9 protein-coding genes are annotated in these 21,961 nt (G+C 54.6%); 5 read left to right on the top strand and 4 right to left on the bottom strand.

Features of this window, described 5'->3' with window-relative positions; genetic code table 11:
• Positions 1-148 precede the first annotated feature (148 nt).
• Genes FF011L_RS23580 through modA form a run of 3 tightly spaced genes read right to left on the bottom strand, consistent with a single transcriptional unit; the run spans position 149 to position 2,762 of the window.
• A complete protein-coding gene (locus FF011L_RS23580) occupies positions 149-1,237 on the bottom strand; it encodes an ABC transporter ATP-binding protein (RefSeq protein ID WP_145354400.1) in 1,089 nt (362 codons plus the stop codon).
• The gene (modB, locus tag FF011L_RS23575; protein WP_145354399.1) at positions 1,234-1,911 is read right to left on the bottom strand and encodes a molybdate ABC transporter permease subunit; all 678 of its coding nucleotides are present in this window, start codon (positions 1,909-1,911) and stop codon (positions 1,234-1,236) included. Before modB ends, FF011L_RS23580 begins: the two co-directional genes overlap by 4 nt.
• The gene (modA, locus tag FF011L_RS23570; protein ID WP_145354398.1) at positions 1,911-2,762 is read right to left on the bottom strand and encodes a molybdate ABC transporter substrate-binding protein; all 852 of its coding nucleotides are present in this window, start codon (positions 2,760-2,762) and stop codon (positions 1,911-1,913) included. Before modA ends, modB begins: the two co-directional genes overlap by 1 nt.
• A 92-nt stretch (positions 2,763-2,854) precedes the next feature.
• Here modA and FF011L_RS23565 point away from each other — a divergent pair, with 92 nt between their 5' ends.
• Complete coding sequence (locus tag FF011L_RS23565) at positions 2,855-5,947, top strand: PVC-type heme-binding CxxCH protein (protein ID WP_145354397.1); 3,093 nt, start codon at positions 2,855-2,857, stop codon at positions 5,945-5,947.
• Positions 5,948-6,034: 87 nt separating this feature from the next.
• Entirely contained in the window at positions 6,035-7,495 is a 1,461-nt protein-coding gene (locus FF011L_RS23560; protein ID WP_218932843.1) for a DUF4832 domain-containing protein, read from the top strand.
• Between the two features lie 226 nt (positions 7,496-7,721).
• On the opposite strand, the gene FF011L_RS23555 is transcribed toward FF011L_RS23560, so the two are convergent.
• The gene (locus FF011L_RS23555) at positions 7,722-8,606 is read right to left on the bottom strand and encodes a sugar phosphate isomerase/epimerase family protein (protein WP_145354395.1); all 885 of its coding nucleotides are present in this window, start codon (positions 8,604-8,606) and stop codon (positions 7,722-7,724) included.
• A 189-nt stretch (positions 8,607-8,795) separates the two neighbouring features.
• Here FF011L_RS23555 and FF011L_RS23550 point away from each other — a divergent pair, with 189 nt between their 5' ends.
• The 3 genes from FF011L_RS23550 to FF011L_RS23540 all read left to right on the top strand — a co-directional run bounded on the left by FF011L_RS23550 (position 8,796) and on the right by FF011L_RS23540 (position 21,396).
• Positions 8,796-14,048 (top strand): DUF1549 domain-containing protein, encoded by a 5,253-nt coding sequence (locus FF011L_RS23550; protein ID WP_246109592.1) that lies wholly within the window; start codon positions 8,796-8,798, stop codon positions 14,046-14,048.
• A gap of 15 nt (positions 14,049-14,063) precedes the next feature.
• Positions 14,064-15,536: a DUF1501 domain-containing protein gene (locus tag FF011L_RS23545; protein WP_145354394.1), complete on the top strand. Its 1,473-nt coding sequence runs from the start codon at positions 14,064-14,066 to the stop codon at positions 15,534-15,536.
• A gap of 232 nt (positions 15,537-15,768) precedes the next feature.
• On the top strand, positions 15,769-21,396 hold the full coding sequence (locus FF011L_RS23540) for a DUF2339 domain-containing protein (protein WP_145354393.1): 5,628 nt from the start codon (positions 15,769-15,771) through the stop codon (positions 21,394-21,396).
• Positions 21,397-21,961 lie beyond the last annotated feature (565 nt).

The following is a 21,961-nucleotide window of genomic DNA, read 5'->3' as shown; positions in this document are numbered from 1 at the left end:
TCTGCGCTATCCTCAAGTGATCCAGAGTGCCTGTAGGATCTTTTTTTATAACGCTACATAACGCTAGATTAACAGAACGTCGTCTGTCGGGATGGTCAATGCGGGTAAGGGGATCGGGCAATGCGTATTACGCTTCGGGCGTGGCGACTCATGTCGCCACCAAATGAATCGCGGTCGCTTTGATCATGGCCGTTAAGGATTGTCCCGCTTGGATCGTTAATCCTTCGGCGGCCGCTTTTGTGATCAACGCCGTCAACTCAAAGCCGCCGTCTAAACGGATGCGAAGTAGCGGCCCTTCCGGAATCACTGCGGTTACTTTGACTGCAAACTGATTGCGGCTGCTGGGCGTCGGAACCGGGTGATGTAATAGGGTTACATTTTCACCTTGAATGCAGGCGTAGACTGACTGTCCTTTAGCGAAATTTTCTGCGGTCCCTGCCTGAATTTCGGTCGCCCCAATCCGGACGGTGGTGATCCCTTGCTGTGATTGGATAACGGTTCCTCGCAAAATAGTTTCGGTTCCAACCATTTGGGCGACGGCTGCATTTCGAGGCTTGGAAAAGACCTCGTCAATGGTCCCCGATTGTTCGATGCCCTCTGGGGTGAGGACCATGATCTTGTCCGCCAGCGCAATCGCATCGGTTCGGTCATGTGTGACCAGTAGGACCGGAATATCAAATTGCCGGAGCCATTCGCGGAGTCGGCCACGGAGTGCGATTCGCAGGTTGCTGTCCAGCGCCGCCAGCGGTTCGTCCAGAAGCATCAGTCGGGGGCGACGTGCAAGCGCTCGGGCCAGGGCGGTTCGCTGTTGTTGGCCGCCGGAAAGCTCGTGAGGAAATCGTTTTTCAAGTCCTGTCAGTTCAAATCGTTCCAGCATTTCGGATAGCGTTGCCTTCGAATCCTTCTTGGGATACCCAATCGCATAACCGATATTGTTTGCAACATTTAGGTGCGGGAAGAGTGCTCCTTGTTGAAAGCAATACCCGATGTCTCGCTTTTGAGGCGAAAGATGGATGCCCTGCTTGGCGTCGAACCAAGGTTCACCCGCAAATTGAATGTGTCCTTGTTGGGGACGATTTAATCCTGCAATGCACCGTAGGACGGTTGACTTGCCTGCGCCGGAAGGGCCAAACAGGACGCCAATCGAGAACCGATCGGATCGCATTTTGAACGAGGCCTGTATGTGGGCGCCGCCATCAAACCGATGCTCGAATTCCGCGTCTAGGTATTGGCTCATCGCGGGCCTCCCTGCCGCATCGCTCCGCGCGGCGAAAGGCTGTGTGCAATCAGGATGGCCACAATGGCACTCGACAACAGAAGCAAAGACGTTCGTCCGGCCGCGGCATAATCAAGAGCTTGGACATCGTCATAGATCGAAATCGATAGCGTGCGAGTGACGCCTGGAAGGTTCCCGCCAATCATCAATACCACTCCGAATTCACCGACCGTGTGGGCAAAGGTAAGAACGATCCCGGCGAGGATCCCCGGCCAGCAGAGTGGCAACCCAATCCGCCGCAGTGTATTCCACTTCGATTCTCCAAGGCACCAAGAAGCTTCCAGTAACTGCCGATCCAGGTTGGCGAACGCGGCCGTAAACGGACGGACCGCAAACGGTAAATTCACAATGACAGATCCAGCCAAGATGCCGGCAAAAGTGAACGCGATCTTTGAACCGGTCAGTGATTCAAATAGCTGCCCAGCCCAGCTTTGGGAACCGCTTGCCGTCAGTAGATAAAATCCAAGCACCGTTGGTGGGAGCACCAGGGGAAGGGTCACCAGGGCTTCGATAAGTAGACGGAAACGGGAACGCGTCGTGGCCAGCCAATACCCGATCGGCAACCCACCGACCAATAGGATCAGTGTGGTGAAGAAGGCAAGCTTCAGCGTCAGCCCAATCGCTAACCAATCCATTACGGTTTTACTTTTGGGGAAGCGTAGCCTTGTTGTTGAAGGACGGCCTGTCCTTCAGCACTTAACAGCCAGTCACGGAAGCGGGCGGCAAGCAACGGTTGCTCACTGTGCTTCGTGATCACGCCTGCCTGTCGGATCGGATCGTATTGATCCGTTGGGATCGCCCACTCTTGTCCCCTGTGGTTCCGTCGACCGGATCGAGTTAGCGATCCTGCAAGAATCGCTGCATCGACGGTTCCTGTTTCAATGAAGTGCGCCACTTGAGTGATGTTTTCCCCATAAACGATTCTCGGCATAAGGTCTTCCCATAGTCCCGCATTTTGTAGCGACTGCTGGGCTGCCGTTCCATACGGAGCTAGGCGGGGATTGGCGATACCCAGGCGGACGACTTTGGGAGATTTCAGTGCCGTAAGTCCAGCGGTCTGCAAAGAGAGTTCGGATGTGGAAGGGACCCAAGCGATCAGCGTTCCTTCGGCATATTCAAAGTAGTCTGCCGGGGCCGCGGCCCCGCGCTGGACAAGCTGCTGGGGATAGCGGGTGTCGGCTGACAGGAATAGGTCAAAGGGGGCCTGCTGTATTAGCTGAGCAAATAAGTGCCCGGATGATCCGTAGTGCATTTGTAAGCGACAGTCCGGATTCGCTTCGCAAAACCGAGCGTTCAGTTCTTCAAGAGCGAAGCGAAGATTGCTGGCCGCGGCGATCGTCAGCGTTGAAGTTTCTGGAGACGCCCTGTGCGCTATCGGGGCTGAATTAGATCCGCAGCCTAATAAACTGAATACAAGGGGCAGGATTGCTCCCCAGGCGGCGGAATGTGTCGATGGTGAAAGGATTGGCAACAGGCTGGTTTCCATCTGGTTGAATCGATTTTCGTTCAGGATACCCTGGAGCCACGTAGTCTGTCTTGTTTAGCTTGATTTTCTGGTGTTCTACAGAGACGATATCGATGCGAATGGTTACCCATTGGAAGCTATTTCTACTTCTTGCCACGCTGGCCAATCCGCTTTCGGCGGCCGATGAAACCAGCGAGAATTGTTGCGGCAAGGAGAATCTGGCTTTCCAGAAACCGGTTCGTGCCAAAAGTTATCAGAATGGTCGAGACCCAAAATTCCTGACCGATGGACGCCTCGATACGCGTTGGTGTGCTTCGGGAGCGCAGCGTAATGAATGGGTCGAAGTCGATTTTGAAAAACCGGTTGATCTGCAAGCCATTCGGTTGCACTGGGAAAATCGGACGGGAGCCGCCTATCAGTATCGAGTCGAAGTTTCCAAAGATGGCCAGGATTGGCAAGAGATCGTCGATGCGTCAAAGCACAAAAAGCCAAACGGGGTTGCAGACCATGACGTCGACGCGAACGGCGTTCAGTTTTTACGAGTCCACTTTTTAGACGGGCCCGCAGGGCAGTGGGGGTCGCTGTGGGAATTAGAGGCTTCCGCGGGACCGGTAGCGGACCTGCCTGTATTAAAGGAACCTCGGAAGCCTGCGCCGCCTGCCGCCTCGGTGGCCGATGTCAAAGTCGCCGCAGGATTTGATGTCTCCATTTTTGCGGCTCCCCCGAAGGTCAGCTATCCCGTCTGTTTGACCACCTCTGCAAATGGCGAGGTCTTTGTCGGCGTCGATGAGCAGGGATCGCTTGGCAAAGACAGTGGCGGCGGCCGAGTGTTGCGGTGCCGTGATACCGATGGAGATGGCGTTGCCGACGAAATCAACACGTTTGCTGAAATGGAGCATCCGCGAGGCTTGGTTTATGACAATGGTTCGCTGTGGGTTCTGCATCCTCCCTTTCTGACCGTCTATCACGATACCGACGGCGATGGAACGTCCGATTCAAGTGACCGTTTGATCACCGGGATCAGCACCGACGAAGTGAACCGCCGAGGTGCCGATCATACGACCAATGGCATCCGGATGGGCATCGATGGTTGGATCTATATCGCGGTAGGAGATTTTGGATTTACCAAAGCCGTCGCGAAAGATGGAACCACGCTCAGTCGGCGCGGTGGTGGGGTCGTCCGTATTCGCCCCGATGGTTCGGGGATGGAAATTTTCGCTTGGGGGCTGCGAAATATCTTGGATGTTTCGATCGATCCTCTGATGAACCTGTTCACCCGTGATAACACAAATGATGGTGGCGGCTGGGATGTGCGTGTTTCTCATATCATGCAGACAGCGAACTACGGCTATCCGTCGCTTTACATAAACTTCACCGAAGAAGCGATGCCGCCGCTGGGCGACTACGGCGGTGGAAGCGGTTGCGGGACGATGTTCTTTCAGGATGCTCGTTGGCCTGTAGGGCACAATGATCTATTGCTGACCTGCGACTGGGGGCGGAGCAAAGTCTACTCGCATAACCTTGCGGCTCAGGGGGCAACGTTTGGGCCTCAGCAAGACACGTTTGCAAGCCTTCCGCGGCCGACCGACATCGACGTCGATCCGTCTGGCCGGATGTACATTAGCAGTTGGAAGAATGGTGGTTACAGTTTTAGTGATTCAAACGTCGGCTTTGTGGCTCAGCTGGTGCCAACCGGTTACCAGCCGGTTGCCATGCCGGACGTCCACGCGTTGTCGGCTGCCGAATTGATTGGCCATCTTGATCATCCCAGTGCTGCGTGGCGTTTTACCGCTCAGCGAGAATGGTTGCGCCGCGCTGAAAACGATCAAGCGGCGATGCTTCCCGGGCTGGTCGCGTTGGCAACTAACGAGCAAGCGACTTTATACGGGCAAGTCGCTGCAGTGATGACGCTGGGGCAGTTGGAACCTGCGATTGCTCAGCCCCATTTATTGCCGCTTTTGAAGTTGGACGTTTTACGGGCAGCGGTCGTTCGTGCCTTAACCGACCGTCAACCGTCTGCATCGTTAGCTCCCGTTGAACCGATCTTGGCCGCGCTAAGGGATGCCGATCCTCAAGTCCAGGCAGCCGCGATCGTCGCCATCGGTCGAATCTATGAATTCGCCAGTCCTGAGCGGAAACAGTCGCTGACGCCGCTCTGGCAACAGGCTTCTAAGCGTCTGTTGGAATTAACCGACGAAGACGAATCGCAGCAGGCCGCCGAAGCAGGTGATTGGCGCGCCGCACGGCCCGAGCGTGTGCTGCCTCACTTGGCGGCCGCCGCATTGGTGCGACTGCAAGCGGTGGATGTTTGCCTGGAAGGGCTAGACGGTCCGTACCACGATGGGGCGTTATGGGCGCTGCGAGGAATGCACAAGGCCGAAGTGGTGGACGGTTTATTTGCGCATCTAAGTCAGACTTCCGATCTGCAGAAACGAAGGGATGCATGGACGGCTTTGATCCGTTTGTATCATGAAGAAGGGCCTTTTGAAAAAGGCTGGTGGGGAACACGGCCCGATACGACGGGACCGTACTACTCGCGGCAAACATGGCAGCAATCCAAGCGGATTGAAGATGCTATTCGAGAAGCCTTGGCATCGGCGCCCCAGTCGATGGTCGATCATCTGCAGGAACAATTGAAGCGGCATCTTGTCGTGCTAGATTCGGTAGGTGAAAACGTGCAGGAGATGCGGGAAGAAGAACAGGCGATCAAGTTGCCTCCGGTCGACCCAAATGATCCAAATCAAATTGGGAACCAAGCCTATGCCGATGTCCTGAAGAAAACGTTGGCAGTGCAGGGTGATGCCGCGGCAGGGAAAGTCTTCTTTACGACTCAGTCCTGTATCAATTGCCATACGTTTGCCAATGGTCAACAGCCGAAGGGCCCGCACTTGGTCGATATCGGCAAGCGATACAGCAAAACCGAATTGATCGAATCCATCGTCCAGCCGAGCAAGAAGCTGGCTCAAGGTTTTGATACCTGGGCATTCCTGTTGACCGACGGAAGTTTGCAGACCGGTTTTGTTGTCTTAGAGAGTGCCGAAACGGTTACCATCCGTCAGGACAATGGCGTTTCTGTGGAAATATTGCAAGACGATATTGAAGAGCGAATCAAGCGTGAGCTTTCGATGATGCCGAAGGGGATTGTTGATAATTTGACGCCTAAGCAGTTGGCTGATTTGGTTGCCTATTTGCAGTCGCTTAGGTAGTTGGCTTGGATTGGAGACACGGAGACACGGAGACACGGAGACACGGAGTGAAGGAGTGAAGGAGTGAAGGAGTGAAGGAGTGAAGGAGTGGCGGAGTGGCGGTTGGCGGTTGGTTGTTGGTTGTTGGTTGTTGGTTGTTGGTTGTTGGTTGTTGGTTGTTGGTTGTTGGTTGTGCTTTTTGCTGGTAAAGGTTTGGGGGAAATGATGCGATGCTTTGCTTGCGGTGGGTGTGTTGTTTGCGCGATGCTCGTTTTGCTTTTTGCGGGCTCCTCGGTTTGTGCGGAGGAGGTTGTTGTTCGGCCTCGACCGCAGGCGGGGCCTCTGGATAATCCGCTGAAGGGCTGGTGCCCCTACACGAATGCCGGTGACATTCATCAGCCATACTCGATGGTGTTTCAGTATGTCTCCTGGCGTGAACTGGAACCGGAGCAAGGGCAGTTTCGGTTTGCCGAGTGGGAAAAGAAGTGGGAAGTCGCGGCGGCTAAAGGCAAACACATCCTTTTCCGTATCTATATCGATTACCCTTCGTTGCCTTCAGGCCTTCCTGATTGGGTGCGGAAAGCGGGTGTCAAAGAAGCACCCTATACGGATCACGGGGGTGGTTTGTCTCCGGACTACGACGACCCTCGTATGGTTGCCGCGATGGAGCAATTCATTGCGGCTCTTGGGGATCGCTACAACAAAAATCCTCGAGTCGCTTTTCTGCAAGTCGGTATGCTCGGATTCTGGGGAGAGTGGCATACTTGGCCTCGCGAAAAAATGTACGCGTCAAAGCAGACCGAGCAGAAAGTTATTCAAGCGTTTCGGAAGGCGTTTCCTGACAAGTCTTTGATGGTTCGCAATGCAAGTGGATTCGCCGGAGATCAGGATTGGATTGGGTTTCACGATGATATGTTCCCCGAAGATACGGACAATGGCAAAGATTGGAGTTTCCTCGCGGGGCTTCGTGCCTCCGGACGGACAACCAATTGGGAGCAGGCTGTGATCGGCGGCGAGATGGTTCCGGGGAAAGCCAAGCAATGGTTGGGAACCGATTTTGATAGGACTCTTGCCATGCTAGATCGGTCGCACTTCACCTGGGTCGGTCCGTATTGCCCGGCGTTGGATCGAACGAAAAGTGACGTCTTTCGGCAACGAAGCCAGGAACTCGTTCGCAAGATGGGCTACGAATTTCAAATCGATGAAGCGGCTCATCCCGCTACCGTCCAAGCGAAGCAGCCTGCCCAATATTCAATAAGCGGTCAGAATCTTGGGGTCGCGCCATTTTATTACCCTTGGTCTGTTGAGTTGGCGCTGTTGGATGCTTCAGGGGCATTGGTGCAATCGCAGCAGGTTCGTTGGGATATTCGTACCTGGAAACCCGGCAAGTTTAAAGAGGCCGACCGAATCGCTTTTGACGTGCCTCCTGGATCCTATTCGTTAGCAATCGGAATTCGCGATCCCTGGCAAGATCGTCCTGCCATTCGGTTTGCTAATGAATTGCCCGTTGTGAAGGGGTGGACCGTCCTGTCTCAAATCGAAGTGACATCTGAGACTTATAATAAATAGGTGAAGTGCCTCGCGTTGAATTGGCGAGGCCTACGGGCAAGCAAAAAGGACGTTATTGTTTCCGTTAGGAAAAACCCGGAAATGGAACGCTTGCTGCAAGCGAAACTTGGCGGCCAGGCAGCTTAAAGCGTCCGCAACAAAAACGACAACGCTTCACGACCAAGAGCCCGCCTGCCGCGCGATGCCTGATATTAAAAGCGAGGCGATATCGGGGAACGGGGGCCGGCTATCCCCAGTGCTCTTGGATTTTCTTTTTTAGAAACGCAACGCTGCGAGCCAATTGTTCCATCCCGTCGACTCCATCTTCGATGCTGATCCAGCCGTCGAATCCTTTGCTGACCAATTCACTAAAGATGGCGTCATAGTCGTTTAGGCCTTTGCCAATTTCACCGTGACGAAGGCGTTTGGCGTAGCCGACAGCGCCGGTTTCCTCTCGGCGAAGGTCTTCCATCGTCCCTTCGATCAGGTATCGATCGCTCGCATGCATCGTGACGACTCGATCGGAAACACGGCGAAGGAGTTCAAGAGGGTCTTCGCCAGCTAGGTACGTATTGCTGGGGTCATAGTTGACTCCGAAATTGGGGTCGTCGATGGCATCGACGATTTGGCAGAAAACGTCCATCTGCTGTGCAAATTCGGGATATTCCCAGAAATCGTCTTTGTAGTGATTTTCGATAATCAGTGTGATTCCGCGTTCCTCGGCAAACGGCAGGCAGGCTTCGATCGATTCGACGGCAAACTGGACCCCTTGTGCGATGCTCAATTCCGGCCGTCGTTGACCGCTGAGGACTCGGCAATAGCTAGCCCCCAGTGCCTCGGCCATTTCGATCCAGTGCTGTTGCCGCAGCACTTGAGCCCGGCGAAACGCGGGGTCGGGGTGAGTGAAATCGGGCGAGCAGCAGAGCATCGGGATCACCATCCCATGGCTTTCGACCTGTTTGCTGAACCGGACCCAGTTGGAGCGATCTTCCATTTCCAGAAAACCTGCGTACCACTCAAGACCATCGATTTCTAAGGTCGCGGCCAATTCAATCCACTCAGAAACCGTCATTGATCCGTCTTTGCAGAGGGCCTGCATGAAAGCTTTCGGAAAGGCAGCCAATCGGGGCATGGATGGGACTCGTGGAAGTAAAGGAATGAAGGAATCGGCGGTCATTGTAACGCCGTGAAGGCGGTTTGTTTTGTGTCAATTTTAGTTGACGCTCGCCGAACTGCTCGTTAAGCTCGCTTTGGGGCCGCTGAATGTACCTTAGTTAAATGGCTGCATTCCTCCTTCGCCTCCCCTCCCGCCTACCCACCAATGTTTGGTCAACGCAAATCGATTCAACGCAAATCGATATTGCTTGGCCAAGTGGAGATTGACGTTATGTCGTGGTTGTTCCAAAAGTTTGGAAGAAGTGTTGCTGGAGGAAGCAGCCAGTCCGGTTTGAATGGGATTGGTGTCTTGGCAGCCTTGTTGCTGGCAGGCTGGATCGCGTTGCCTGTCCAAGCTGAAGAAGTCTCGACTGCCGCCGAGCCAAGCAAGCCGAGTTTCTCGTCAACGATCGAGCCGATTTTTCGAGCTCACTGCTACGGTTGTCATCAGGGCGCTAAGCAGCTTGGTGATTACCAAATGACCGATTTTGCGGCTCTTTTGATTGGTGGTGAGAGCGAATCGCCAGCGATCGTTGTGGGCAAACCCGACGAGAGCCACTTGATCGAACTGATCACGCCAGTCGATGGGCACGCGGAAATGCCTCGCGGCGAATCCGCTCCGCTGTCAGAGATCGAAATCGCTCAAATCCGACAATGGATTTTGGATGGAGCCGTCGACGACCGCGTCGCTGCGGTACCGGCATACGATGCGGACAACCCGCCGCTTTACAGTCGCCCGCCTGCGATCACTTCGTTGGATTTCTCTCCCACCGAGGATCTCTGCGCAATCGCTGGGTTTCATGAAGTCCTCTTGGTGAATTCGCAAAACGGAGAACGTGTGGGACGCCTGATTGGGATGAGTGAACGGATCAATGCCGTCGCGTTCTCTCCCGATGGCAAGCGTCTGGCGGTCGCAGCTGGTTCACCCGCTTTGCAGGGAGAATTACAGGTCTGGGACGTTGCGACTCAGGCACTGCAGCTTTCGGTTCCAGTAACATTCGATACCCTGACCGGAGTTAGTTGGTCGCCCGACGGGAGTCAATTGGCTTTCGCGTGTGCCGATACTTCGATCCGTGCGATCGACGCAGTGACCGGGAAACAAGTCCTCTATCAGAGTGCTCATGAAGATTGGGTGCGTGATACGGTTTATTCGCTGGATGGTTCCCACCTGATGTCGGTCGGCCGTGACATGACGGTCAAACTGACTGAAGTGGCTACCGAGCGGTTCGTTGATAACGTGACTTCGATCACGCCCGGTGCATTGGCTGGAGGGATCAATGCGATTGATCGACACCCCAGCCGAGACGAAATCTTGGTCGGTGGAGCCGATGGGGCTCCAAAAATCTACCGTGTCTTTCGTCAGACAGCGAGAAAGATCGGCGACGATGCCAACCTGATCCGTCGCTTGCCAAACATGCCGGGACGAATTTTCAGTGTCGATATCAGCCCCGATGGAACCCGCTTGGCCGCGGCGGCGACCGTGGACGGAGTCAGTGAAGTTCGCATTTGGCAGTATGAGTTGAATAGCGACTTGCCAGCGGAAATAAAGGCGATCCAAGCGAAACGCGTGGCCAGCCGAACCGCTGACGAAAAAAAGAAGTTGCAAGGTTTCCAGTCACAGGAAGTCGCTGAGGTTGCCAAGCTTGCGATTCCCGATGCAGCGGTTTTTGCGGTTGCATTTGACCCGCAAAATCGATTGGGCGTCGCCAGTGCCGATGGAAAGGTGCGGATTCTATCGACGGGCGATGGAGCGGTCGAAGCGACGTGGGAACCCGCTCCGTTGACCCCGGTTGATCAGGTCGCACCCGACACCGGTTTTGATGTGGCCAAATGGGCGGCGGATGCCGCTGCGGAAAAAGCGACGACCGAATTTTCTGATGCCAATATCGAATCCAGCGGCATCGATCTGAAGGACGTGGTTCGGCTGCATCTGACGCCCGACAAAATCACGCTTGATGGATCGTTGGCTTACAATCAGTTGTTGGTGACCGCCGAAACGAAGGCCGGCGAGCGAGTCGATGTCACTCGTAGTTGTCAGCTTTCATTGCCCGATTTTGTAGCGGTGGATGCTCAGGGTCTGATGCGTCCTGTTTCCCATGGGACCGGAAAACTGACCGTTTCTCTGGGGGATCTGACCAGTGAAATCGATGTGACCACGTCGAATCTTGATTCCTCGGAAAGTTATGATTTCGTTCGCGATGTCGCACCCACGCTCTCACGGTTGGGGTGTAATTCCGGAACCTGTCACGGAGCTCAGAAAGGAAAGAATGGTTTTCGTTTATCGCTTCGCGGTTACGATCCGTTGTTTGATATTCGCGCGCTCGCTGATGACCTGATGGGACGACGCTTAAATTCGGTTTCCGCAGATGTCAGTTTGATGCTTCAGAAACCGCTGGGGGTAGTGCCTCACCAAGGGGGCGTTTTGATGTCCGTTGGGGATCCTTACCACACCGTGCTGCGACGCTGGATCGCCGACGGGGCAAACTTGGATTTGGAAGGTCCGCGAATCGAGCGGATTGAACTATCGCCAACGAAACCGGTTGTGGAAAAAATTGGGGCCAGCCAGCAGATGCGTGTGGTTGCTTTTTACACCGATGGAACCACACGGGATGTGACCCGCGAAGCGTTCATTGAAAGTGGCAATACGGAAATCGCAACTTCTGCCGGGAAGGCATTGCTAACTTCGCTGCGTCGCGGGGAAGCCCCCATCTTGGCTCGCTATGAAGGTGCGTATGCGGCAACCACCCTAACCGTCATGGGAGAACGTGACGGTTTTGAATGGAAGCAACCTGAATCATGGGGAAAGATCGATGATTTGGTGGCAACCAAATGGGAACGTTTAAAACTACAGCCAAGCGAGCTCTGTACCGATGCTGAATACCTTCGCCGCGTGACGCTGGACCTTACCGGGTTGCCGCCGACGTCCGATCAGGTTCGCGCCTTCTTGAGTGATGAACGACCGACGCGTGAAAAACGTGAAGCGATTGTTGATGAATTGATTGGTAGTCCCGCCTATGTGGATTACTGGACCAACAAGTGGGCGGACCTGTTGCAGGTCAATCGAAAATTCTTGGGCGTCGAAGGGGCAGCCAGTTTCCGCGATTGGATTCGAACCGCTGTCGATGAAAATCGACCGTACGATCAATTCGCTAAACAGATTCTGACGGCTTCAGGATCCAATCACGAAAATCCTGCAGCGGCGTACTACAAGATCCTCCGGGAACCGGAAGCGATCCTCGAAAATACGACTCAGTTGTTTTTAGGGATTCGCTTTAACTGCAATAAATGCCACGATCATCCATTTGAAAAATGGACCCAAGATCAGTACTACCAAACGGCCGCTTTCTTTCGGGGCGTAGGCCTAAAAGCCGATCCGATAAGCAAGGACCGCAAGGTTGGCGGGACCGCCGTGGAGGGTGCAAAACCGCTTTACGAAGAGGTCTTTGAGAACGCCAATGGTAAGGTCTTGCACGGCCGGACCGGAAATCCGACCGAAGCGGTCTTCCCTTACGAAACCGAATACAAAGCGGAAGATGCCTCCACGGATCGCCAGCGATTGGCCGCTTGGATGGTTTCCTCGGATAATCAGTATTTCACCCGCAGCTATGTCAATCGTGTTTGGGGATATTTGACCGGTGTCGGCGTGATTGAACCGGTTGACGATATTCGAGCGGGCAACCCCGCTTCCAATCCGGAATTGCTGCAATACTTGACCGAGCAGATGATTGCCAATGGCTACGATACGCGGAAGCTGATGCGGGAGATCTGCACCAGTCGGACCTATCAACTATCGGTGAAAACGAATTCGTGGAACGATGACGATTCACAGAATTACGCTCACGCGACTCCGCGACGTTTGCCTGCGGAGGTCTTGTTCGATGCGGTTCATAAAGTTACCGGAGCGGAAACTCAGATTCCTGGAGTCCCCAAAGGAACACGTGCGTCCGCGTTACCTGATTCCGGCGTCCAATTGCCGGATGGCTTTTTAGCAAACCTAGGCCGGCCGGTTCGCGAAAGTGCTTGCGAGTGCGAACGTTCCACCGATTTGCAACTTGGGCCGGTGATGGCTCTTGTTAGTGGGCCAACGGTCGGACACGCGATTTCGGATGTGAACAATGACTTGGCGACTTTGGTAAAAGATTTGCCCGAGGACGAAGCATTGACCGAAGAGCTGTTTCTGAGAATTTTGGGACGGATGCCAAACGTTAATGAACTAGCGGCCTTCCAGATGATTTGTGAGGAAGTGCAGACAGACCACGAACAACTAACTGCCAAGCTAGCTGAAACGGAAGCGTGGTGGGTCGGGGAACGCGAGACGCGAGAAAAACAAAGGCTTGCCGCGATTGCCGATGTCGAAAAACAGATCAAGGAGCGGACCGTCGCGATTCAAGACCAGAGAGCTCAGCTGGAGAAAGCGCGTGAGCAGCGGATTGCGGTTGCGACAAAATCGTTAGAAGAAGTGCAGGCCGCTACGAGTGATCGAATCGCCGCTTGGATTAAAGAACAATCGACGGCGACCGATTGGATGCCGCTTCGACCGGCGACCTTGGCGGCTTCAAACAAAGCGGTTCTGCGGCCTCAGTCGGATCGATCCATTCTTGCCGAAGGGCCGAAAGAGAAGGGGACCTACACGATTACGGTCCGTTCGCATTTGCCAAAGATTACAGGTTTTCGGCTGGAAGCATTGCCGATTCCTGGACTCAAAGGTGGTGGGCCAGGATTTCCGGACAACGGTAATTTTGTGGTCACTGAATTCCAGGTGACGGCAGCTCCACTGGGGAAGCCGGCTGAAGCAAAGCCGGTCAAGTTGGTGAAATCAAACGCGGACTTTTCGCAGGGTGGGTTTTCGCCTGCAGCAATGCTGGACGGGAAAACAAATGACCAAGGTGGCTGGGCCGTCCATCCGCGTGGAGGAACCGTGCACTGGGCGACGATGCAGACGGAACAGCCGATCGAAAACCCCGAAGGAACTCTGCTGACATTCACGATCCACCAATTCCACAATGCGGTCGATCATCGTTTGGCTCAGTTCCGTTTGAGTGCGACCGGGGATCCCGGTGATATCCCGCTGGGACTGCCGGAATCGCTTTCCGCAGTTGCCATGACTCCTCAGGCACAACGAACGGAGTCACAGTTGGCAACTCTGACGCAGTATTACAGCAAGTCGGATGACACCCTGCAGAAGGCTCAGGCAGCCCTTGGCGTTGCGAAGGCCGTCGTTCCCGAAGATTCGCAGGTGGTCGCGTTGAAGCAACGATTGCAGGTTTTGCAAACCGAAACACCAGACGATCTGCGTTTGGTTCAACTGCGACTGGATGTCCAGCAAAGCCAAACGCAACTGAAAAATCTTCGTTTGACCGTTGCGGAAGATTTAACCTGGGCGCTGATCAATAGTCCCGCATTTTTGTTTAACCGCTAAGCAAGGAATCGAAACATGTTGTCTATCAAAGGTTCCGCGGTCACTCGAGATTTGTGTGATCCCCATCTGACTCCCTCACGCCGTGATATTCTGCGAATCGGCGGTGGTGGAATGCTGGGCGTATCATTGGGATCGATGCTAAGAATGCAAGCTCAGGCCGCCAAGGCAAACATCAATGGCGGGCCGGGATGGGGAAAAGCGAAAAGCATCATCATGGTCTATTTGCAGGGAGGGCCCAGCCAATTGGATTTGTGGGATCCGAAGGAAAATCTGCCAGACAATATGAAGAGTGTCTTTTCACCGATCAGCACCAAATTGCCCGGGATTAAATTCACCGAAAACCTGCCTAAATTGGCTCAGATGAACGATCGTTACACAACGATCCGGTCGATGTCGTACACCCCCAATGGCTTGTTTAACCATACGGCCGCGATCTATCAAATGATGACCGGTTACACGACCGATAAAGTCAGTCCGTCGGGGCAATTGGAACCGCCAAGCCCGAAAGACTTTCCGAATTTTGGTAGCAACCTGATTCGCATGCGTCCCGTCGAAGAACCGATGCTGCCATTTGTCATGCTGCCACGGCCGTTGCAAGAATCAAATGTGATCGGCAAAGGAGGGACCGCAGGATTCCTTGGCAAAGCGTACGATCCGTACACGCTTTATCCCGCGGGCGACGACATGGACATGGAGAAGATGTCCCGGATCAAGATCGATGACCTCAAGTTGCGTCCCGAGGTTTTCAGCGTTCGTCTGCAACGTCGTGCTCGCTTGCGGGATTTGCTGAATCAGCAAATGCCCGACATCAATAAAGCGGTCGAGTCGTTTGAACTGGACGAGTACTACGACCGTGCACTTTCGCTGATTGTTTCAGGACGAGCACGCGATGCGTTTGCGTTGTCTGAGGAATCCGACACGACGCGAGAAAAATATGGCAAGAACACTTTCGGGCAAAGCTGTTTGTTGGCAAGACGTTTGGTGGAAGCGGGAACCCGAGTCGTAGAAGTGATTTGGCCGAAGGTTGCCAACAGTGATAATCATTCATGGGATCATCACACGGGGTTGAGCAAACGGATGAAAGACCAATCGGCGCCGATGCTCGATTCGGGATTGTCCGCTTTGATCGAAGATCTTGATGAACGAGGAATGCTGGAAGAGACCCTGGTGGTTGCAGTCGGTGAATTTGGCCGGAGCCCTCAACGTGGCGTCAGCACCAGTGGAAACAACAATAGTGACGATGGTCGTGATCATTGGCCTTATTGCTACACCGCGCTGATGGCAGGAGCTGGCATCCGCCGCGGGTACGTGCACGGCAAAAGTGACAAAACGGCCAGTGCACCCTTGGAAGATCCCGTCCATCCCGGCGAATTGTTAGCGACGATCTACCATAATTTTGGGATCGATCCTGAAACCATGGTCTACAACCATTTGAATCAACCAAGAGAGATGGTGAAGGGTCACGCCGTGACAGGATTATTCAGCTAGAAAACGGACGTGTAGGAGATACTTGCGTATACCGATGCCGCGCGGAACGCTGAACTCACGCGAGGAAAGGCCGGGGCATGGGGCTTAGGAGGGGCGATTTAAGCACTGGTTTCGTGATAAGCAGGCATGAATTCCGGGTTAACGGGCGGAATCTGCTTTTTTTACGCGTAGCCATTTAAACGGTAGGCTCTCTATAGATAGGTACCTATCTCGTTTGCTGGCTGAGCTTTGCATGACTTATCTGATTGTCTTCGCCGTTATCTTGCTGGTGGTCACGCTGGTTGGCCATGTAATCTGGATATCCGTCGCATTCGTACTGCGTGGATTATTCGGTAGTTCTGCCTCTATAGTGGAACGCCCGGTAGAGGCTGCGGACCCTCGAGTCGCTCAGCAACGGGATCTTTTCGGTTATAAGCGAGTGGTCGATGCGCTAACCGAACGGGGACGTTTGGATGCCGCCGAATCGGATCGACTGCATGACCTGGGACGCGAACAGGCGAGTCTGGTCTTTCCCGACAGCCCGATCTCCGCTTCGCTTGTCCAAGACCAACCGGCATCCTCTGCAGACAAACCGTTTGCTGCTACCAGTCCGATCCCTCTCCGTCCCAGCCCAGCCAATCAGTACCCCGCAGGCGTTCATCCTCTTGATCAAGAGGAACCGCCAGTGGCTGCCGTTCCTGTGGTCGAAGCAGGTTTGGTCGCCGGGGCAGCGCAGGTCGATCGCGTGCCTCCTCCGCCGGCGCGGCGAGCCTTCGCCGAAATACTCAGCCACTTCTTGGTGGCCCATAACATTCGCTGGGGCGAATTGATCGCCGGACTATTGATTGTGTTTTGCTCGATAGGACTGGTGATCAGCCTTTGGAGCCCATTGACCGAAACCCATCGGTTACTTCCTTCGCTCGTTTTCTTGGGGGGCACGCTGGCAATTGAGGGAGCCGGGCTATACACGCTGAAACGCTGGCGTCTGCGACAAACCAGCCGAGCCGTATTGACGATCGCATCTTTGTTGATCCCCTTGAGTGTGGTGACGGGGATGGCCGTTGCCAGTGCAGGAGAGACCCCGGTGCGTCTGGGCGATCCGGCAACCCTTGGTTTTGTTTTTGTCGGAGCAATCTGTTATTTGGTCGCCTTGTGGTTGGCGGGCAAAGCGTTGGTCCGACAACACAACACCGTGTGGTGGATGGTTGCGATTGGGGCGCCAACCATGGTGCTGCCAGCGGTTCCTGCACTGTTGCGTCAGTTTGGGATGAATGCATGCTGGGGATTGATTGGTGTTTCAAGTTTGGTCGCATTGGCGATCGTGATGTTGGCTGGACGTCGCTCGCGTCGTGGAGAATTTCTACAGATCGTTCGTCCTGTCGCCGGTTGGAATCTTCTGCTGGTGTTTGGCGTCGGGTTGTACGCAATGTTGGTCTTAGTCGGGTTCTTGGTGTTGCAGGTTCCCCGCACGGCAACCACGTTTGTTTTGATTGCGGTTGCCATAACGCCGCTTGGCTTGGCTGGTTGTGGAATGGGGTGGCGGTTGCGGCGGTCGACGCGGAAGTGGCAAGCCTTTGCAGGGGTGGCGATTGCATTGACATCGATGCTGCTGCTGGCCGGAATATTTCCCGCAGTCTTGGGACAGCCACGGTGGTTGCTTGCATGGGGAGTGCTGATTGCGGTTCCGGCCGTGCTGATGGCTTTCCGTTTGCGAATTGACGCATTGCTAGGCGTTGCAGCGATGGCGGTTGGCGCTTCGGCAATGCTCTTGTTTCCCTGGTGGATGGGAGATCAGCCTTGGGGACGATTGTCTACGCTGTGGTGGTTCTTGCTGACGGATGAAGCGCTTTGGTTGGCGACGCTGTATGGGGTTGGGTTGCTGTTGTTGTCGCGTTGCGTATCCGTCGATACCGGACAAGGGCGTCCTGCAGCACTTGCGAACTTACCCGTGGTTCCAAGTTTGAAGCGGACATCCTGGTCGTTCAGTTTGGCAGTCGCCGGAGCTTTTTGGTTGGTAAGTGCCGTTGTGTTGGCCGTTGCCTGTGCTTGGCTTGGTTGGTCGTTCGCCAGTCTTGACCGGTCCTGGCCATCGGCGGTTGGCGTGTTGGGAGTGATCGGCCTGATCGCCATCATGGCTTCGGTTGTCATAAACAAACGACCTCACGATGCTCATCGTCAACCGCTAGACATGACGGTTCGGCGCTATCGATTGTGGATGTTGCGAATCGGGCAACTGACCTGTTTGTTGGCGATCGGTTTTACGATGGCTCGGTTGCTGCCCGATCGCTTGATTGGTCTAGACGCGATTGTCGACGGAGACGCCGCATGGTGGTGGATCGGTGCACTGGCCGCGTATGGACTCGTTTGGAACCTCCTCAGAGGAACGGTCCGAAAAGTCTTTCCGCTGCGACTTAGCGGAGGATTTCGCGAGTGGACGCCCGACATTATTTGTGGGGGAATCGCTTTTCTGGCGATTGGTGTCTTAGGCATCCTGGCAGTCGTGCGGTTGGTCCTTGCCGAATCCGGAGCAGGCGAGTATTCGCTTGTCATGCTGAATGAGATTCCGTTGCTTCCCGCTGTGGCAATGGCGATTGTTAGTGCGTGGGTAGTCTCCTATTGCCTGCTTGTCTCTGCCCAGCGGCAAAAGTGGATTAGCCTGCTGGCTTGGTCGTTTTTTGCGGGGATGACTTGGTGGTTTGGATGGGCTTTTGCCGACCGACCCGACCGTCTGCTGTGGATCGGTTCCGCCCTTATTGTATTGACGAGTGTGTTGCTAACGGTTGCCTGGTGGATCGCTTGCACGCAGCGAAATGATTTTTCCAGTCGCAAGCAAATGTCGAGAGAACCGGTCTGGAAAGCGTTTGTCTCTCAAGGCACGATCTGGGGTGGATTGGTTGTAACGGCTTTCACCTGTCTGCTGTTGATAAACCATCTGCCTTGGTTTGGCGATCAAGTTTCTTCCGATGGATCGAATACCATCGCAGTGCTTGTCGGTTGGGGTGTGGTCGCGATACTCGGTTTTTCAATCGCTTCAGTCGTGCTGCGAAAAGAGATCATGGGGGCTTGGGCGGCCGTTCTTGTTCCCTTTGTTGCTTATCTGACCGCAGTCCTTTGGTTGGATGACGGTTGGCAGCAGTGGGCGGTCATCGGTTGGGGAATCTTGCTTGCTGTCGCGCTACAGCGGTTGGCGGTGATTTCCGGATTGGTTCGCCAGATAGAAAGGCACTCGCTTCGTGAGGTGTCACAGCCGTCCACCCCAGACACGGGAAATCTTCAGCTCGCTACCAAATATGAAGGTGCTTGGCCGTTACCTGTTCAAGGTCTGACCACTGCTGCATTTATTCTGGCGGTTGCATTTGCGGTGATCTGTATTCCGTGGGTTTGGTTTGAGCCGTTTTCTGCGGGACAAAACGTCTCGATCGCGAACGTCAGTTTCGTCGGGGCGGCGCTCTTGTTAGGTCGTTGGCTTGGGAAGCGAACGTGCGGGCTGGGCATTAACGCAAGCAATCTTGTGATTCTGCTGTGGTCGCCTGTCATTGCGTTGGCGATCGGCCGTGGATGGGTGGGAGCCGCGGACGCGAAAATTTGGTTGTTAGGGGGCTTTAGTCTGTCGGCCGTATGCGATGCGGTGATGGTCCACTGGGATTCAAAACGAATCCAAGATTGGTGGGCAGCGGTTCTGAAGGGAGGCGTCGTCGCCGGAGTCGCGTGGAGTCTTATGCCCAATGATGACATGGGGATGATGTTTGGTTTGGTCGGCTGCGTGGTGCTTCACCAGACGGGCAGTTTAGCAACGCTGTTTTCCAATGCTGCCGGGGCGGCAAAGCGATTGTCGTACGGGGTTGGGCAATTGTCGGGTTGTGCGGGAGTGCTGGCGGGTTGTTTGTATTGTGGATGGTATGCCGATGGGACCACGCAAGCCTTGTTGCTGGTGTTTGTCTGGACTGCAGGGACTTTGTTGCTTGCTCGCTTGAGCGTTTCGCGTCCACTTCCGAATCAATACGTTGCTTCGGAGCCCGTCGGATTAATCCTGGCCGTGTTCTCGCTTGTCGGAGTGGTGTTGGCTCAGTTTGCCGATATGCCGGCCACGGAGGTAGCGTGGGGAATCGCGGGGGTTGCCGTGCTGGGGACCAGTTTGATTGCCGTGTCGACGGTATTGCGGATCGGCAGGCCATTGCAGGTGGAAGGGGCCTTCCTGCTGATGATGGCAAGTATTGTCTTGATCGCAGACGCAGTGCAGCCCGCTTTGTCGGCGGAGCGTCGGCTGGCGCTGCCGCCATTGGCCGTAGGATTTACCTTGGCACTGTTTTGCTGGGCTTGGCCCCTTCGCCAAATCTTACGCAAGCAGCTGATGATTTGGGGGCTGGGCTGGAACGCAACCGAGGATCAAAACGCAAACCTCCGAATCAACCGCGTGATCGTGATGACCGCTGGCGGACTGTTCTTGTTTGCAACCTATGCGGCGTGGGAAGAACCGCATCCGATGACACGTTACTTTGCGATCGCAGCGGTCTTCTTGGCGGGATGGGCGTTAGCAACGATCGCAACAGGGGTTCGCTATGCTTGGTTGCGAACCGCGACGGTGCTGCTGTTTGTCGGGGCGTTCCTGTTGCTTGCGATCGCTATTCCTCATCAAAGTGCTTTTCGCGAATTGGTGGTGGTTATGCGGATGTTGGTCGTGGGGATCGCTTTGCTGCCTCTTTTCGGTTGGCTTGTACCTCGAACGATGGGACTGGCCGATGGCGATTGGAAGCGTCCGTTGCGAGTTGGTGCGGGCGCAGGATTGACCGTCGCCGTTATCGCTTTGGTCGCCATGTTCGGTTTGGAACTGATGGCTCGGGACGATGGTTCCGTCGAATCCTTGCCAAGGGCATTGGTTTTGGGGATTGCCGGTTTGTTGGCGGCAACTTGTGTGGCTGTCAGCTTGCTTGCGCTTCGCCGAAATGACCCAGAGGATCGAAGCGTCTTGCCTATCCTTAGTCCTGAGGTTCGTCGGGCTGCGATTTACGCGGCGCAAATCATCGGTTTCTTGACTTGGCTGCACCTCTATCTTTGCAAGAGTCCCTTGGCCACGATCGGGCTGCGTGCCTATTGGCCCTTTGTTGTCATGGGCTTGGCATTTTTCAGCGTGGCGATCGTCGAATGGGCTCGGCGCCGCAAGGATACGCTTTTGGCGGGCACGCTGCGTCAGTCATCGCTACTGCTGCCACTGGTCCCAGCGGTTGGGTATTGGGTAGGAGGGGCGAATTCGGAATGGTTATATATTGGCGGACAGGTTGACTATGCCGTGCTGTTAGCGGTCGCTGGGATCTACTATATCGGCGTGTCGATTATTTGGCCGGACCAGCGATGGCCCAAGATTCTTGGCGTCCTGCTGGGAAACGCGGCGTTGTGGGTCGGTCTGACGCAATCCGAATTTTGGGGGTTCTGGGAACATCCACAGTTGTGGCTTATCCCGCCAGCGATCTGTGTTTTGATGGCAGCCCATCTGGAACGCAAACGGTTGAAACCGGCACTCTTAGCGGGCATCCGGTATAGCGCGATGTTGGTGATTTACGTCAGTAGTACCGCTGACATGTTGTTGCAAGAAATTGGGCAGACGATTTGGGGACCTATCTTTTTGGTCGTGTTAGCGATGCTTGGAGTCCTTTGTGGAGTGTTGCTGCGAGTCCGGTCGTTCTTGTACTTGGGGACGTTTTTTATTCTGGTCGGAGTGTTAAGTATGGTCTGGCATGCTCAAGCGGCACTCGATCGAACCTGGCCGTGGTGGGCCTTCGGGATTGGTAGTGGGATTCTGATTCTGGTCGGTTTGACCATGATTGAGAAACAGAAAAAGCACATCAAACGGCTGACGGCTCGTCTAGGGGAATGGGAAAGCTGATGCGATCGCTTCGCCAACACAAGTCAAGATATTCCGGGGGAGTGTGATGTTTTTGATAATGTCTTTGTCGGTTTCCAGACGGCGTCGGTCGTCTGGCAAGCCGGCTTGTTGATTTAATCGAAAGCGGAGAAAGATTGTCGCCTTTGGCACCGCGAAAGTAGCTTCGAGGGAGCGTTCTTTCGCGGGGGCGTGCGATTTATAAGTGGTCGATCTTCCGGTAGCCAAACGGAGTCGGCCCCATGCCAGCTTGCCTGGCATGAAGCAAAGATTTGAAGTTAGATCAGGGTGACCGCTGCTAATTTCAAATCTTTCGTTCCTGTCGGACAAACCGACCAGGGGACGCTGTGCCAGCGCGTTTAGGCGGTCAACATTGGTTGTACCTTTTGGGGACCAGCCCGGAGGAAGCAAAATAACCAACGCTAAAAATCGCAACTTCAAAACTTACGTCGCGGAGTGGGATTCCATCGGCGCAGCGAAGTCCAAACCTGTCATTTATAAATCGCACCTCCCGAGCGAAAAGCGACACTCACTAGGATCAACAAGCCGGATTAGGCAAAGGGACTGA

This window comes from Roseimaritima multifibrata (assembly GCF_007741495.1).
Classification (GTDB): Bacteria; Planctomycetota; Planctomycetia; order Pirellulales; family Pirellulaceae; genus Roseimaritima; species Roseimaritima multifibrata.
This window is presented reverse-complemented; position numbering and strand designations above follow the sequence as displayed.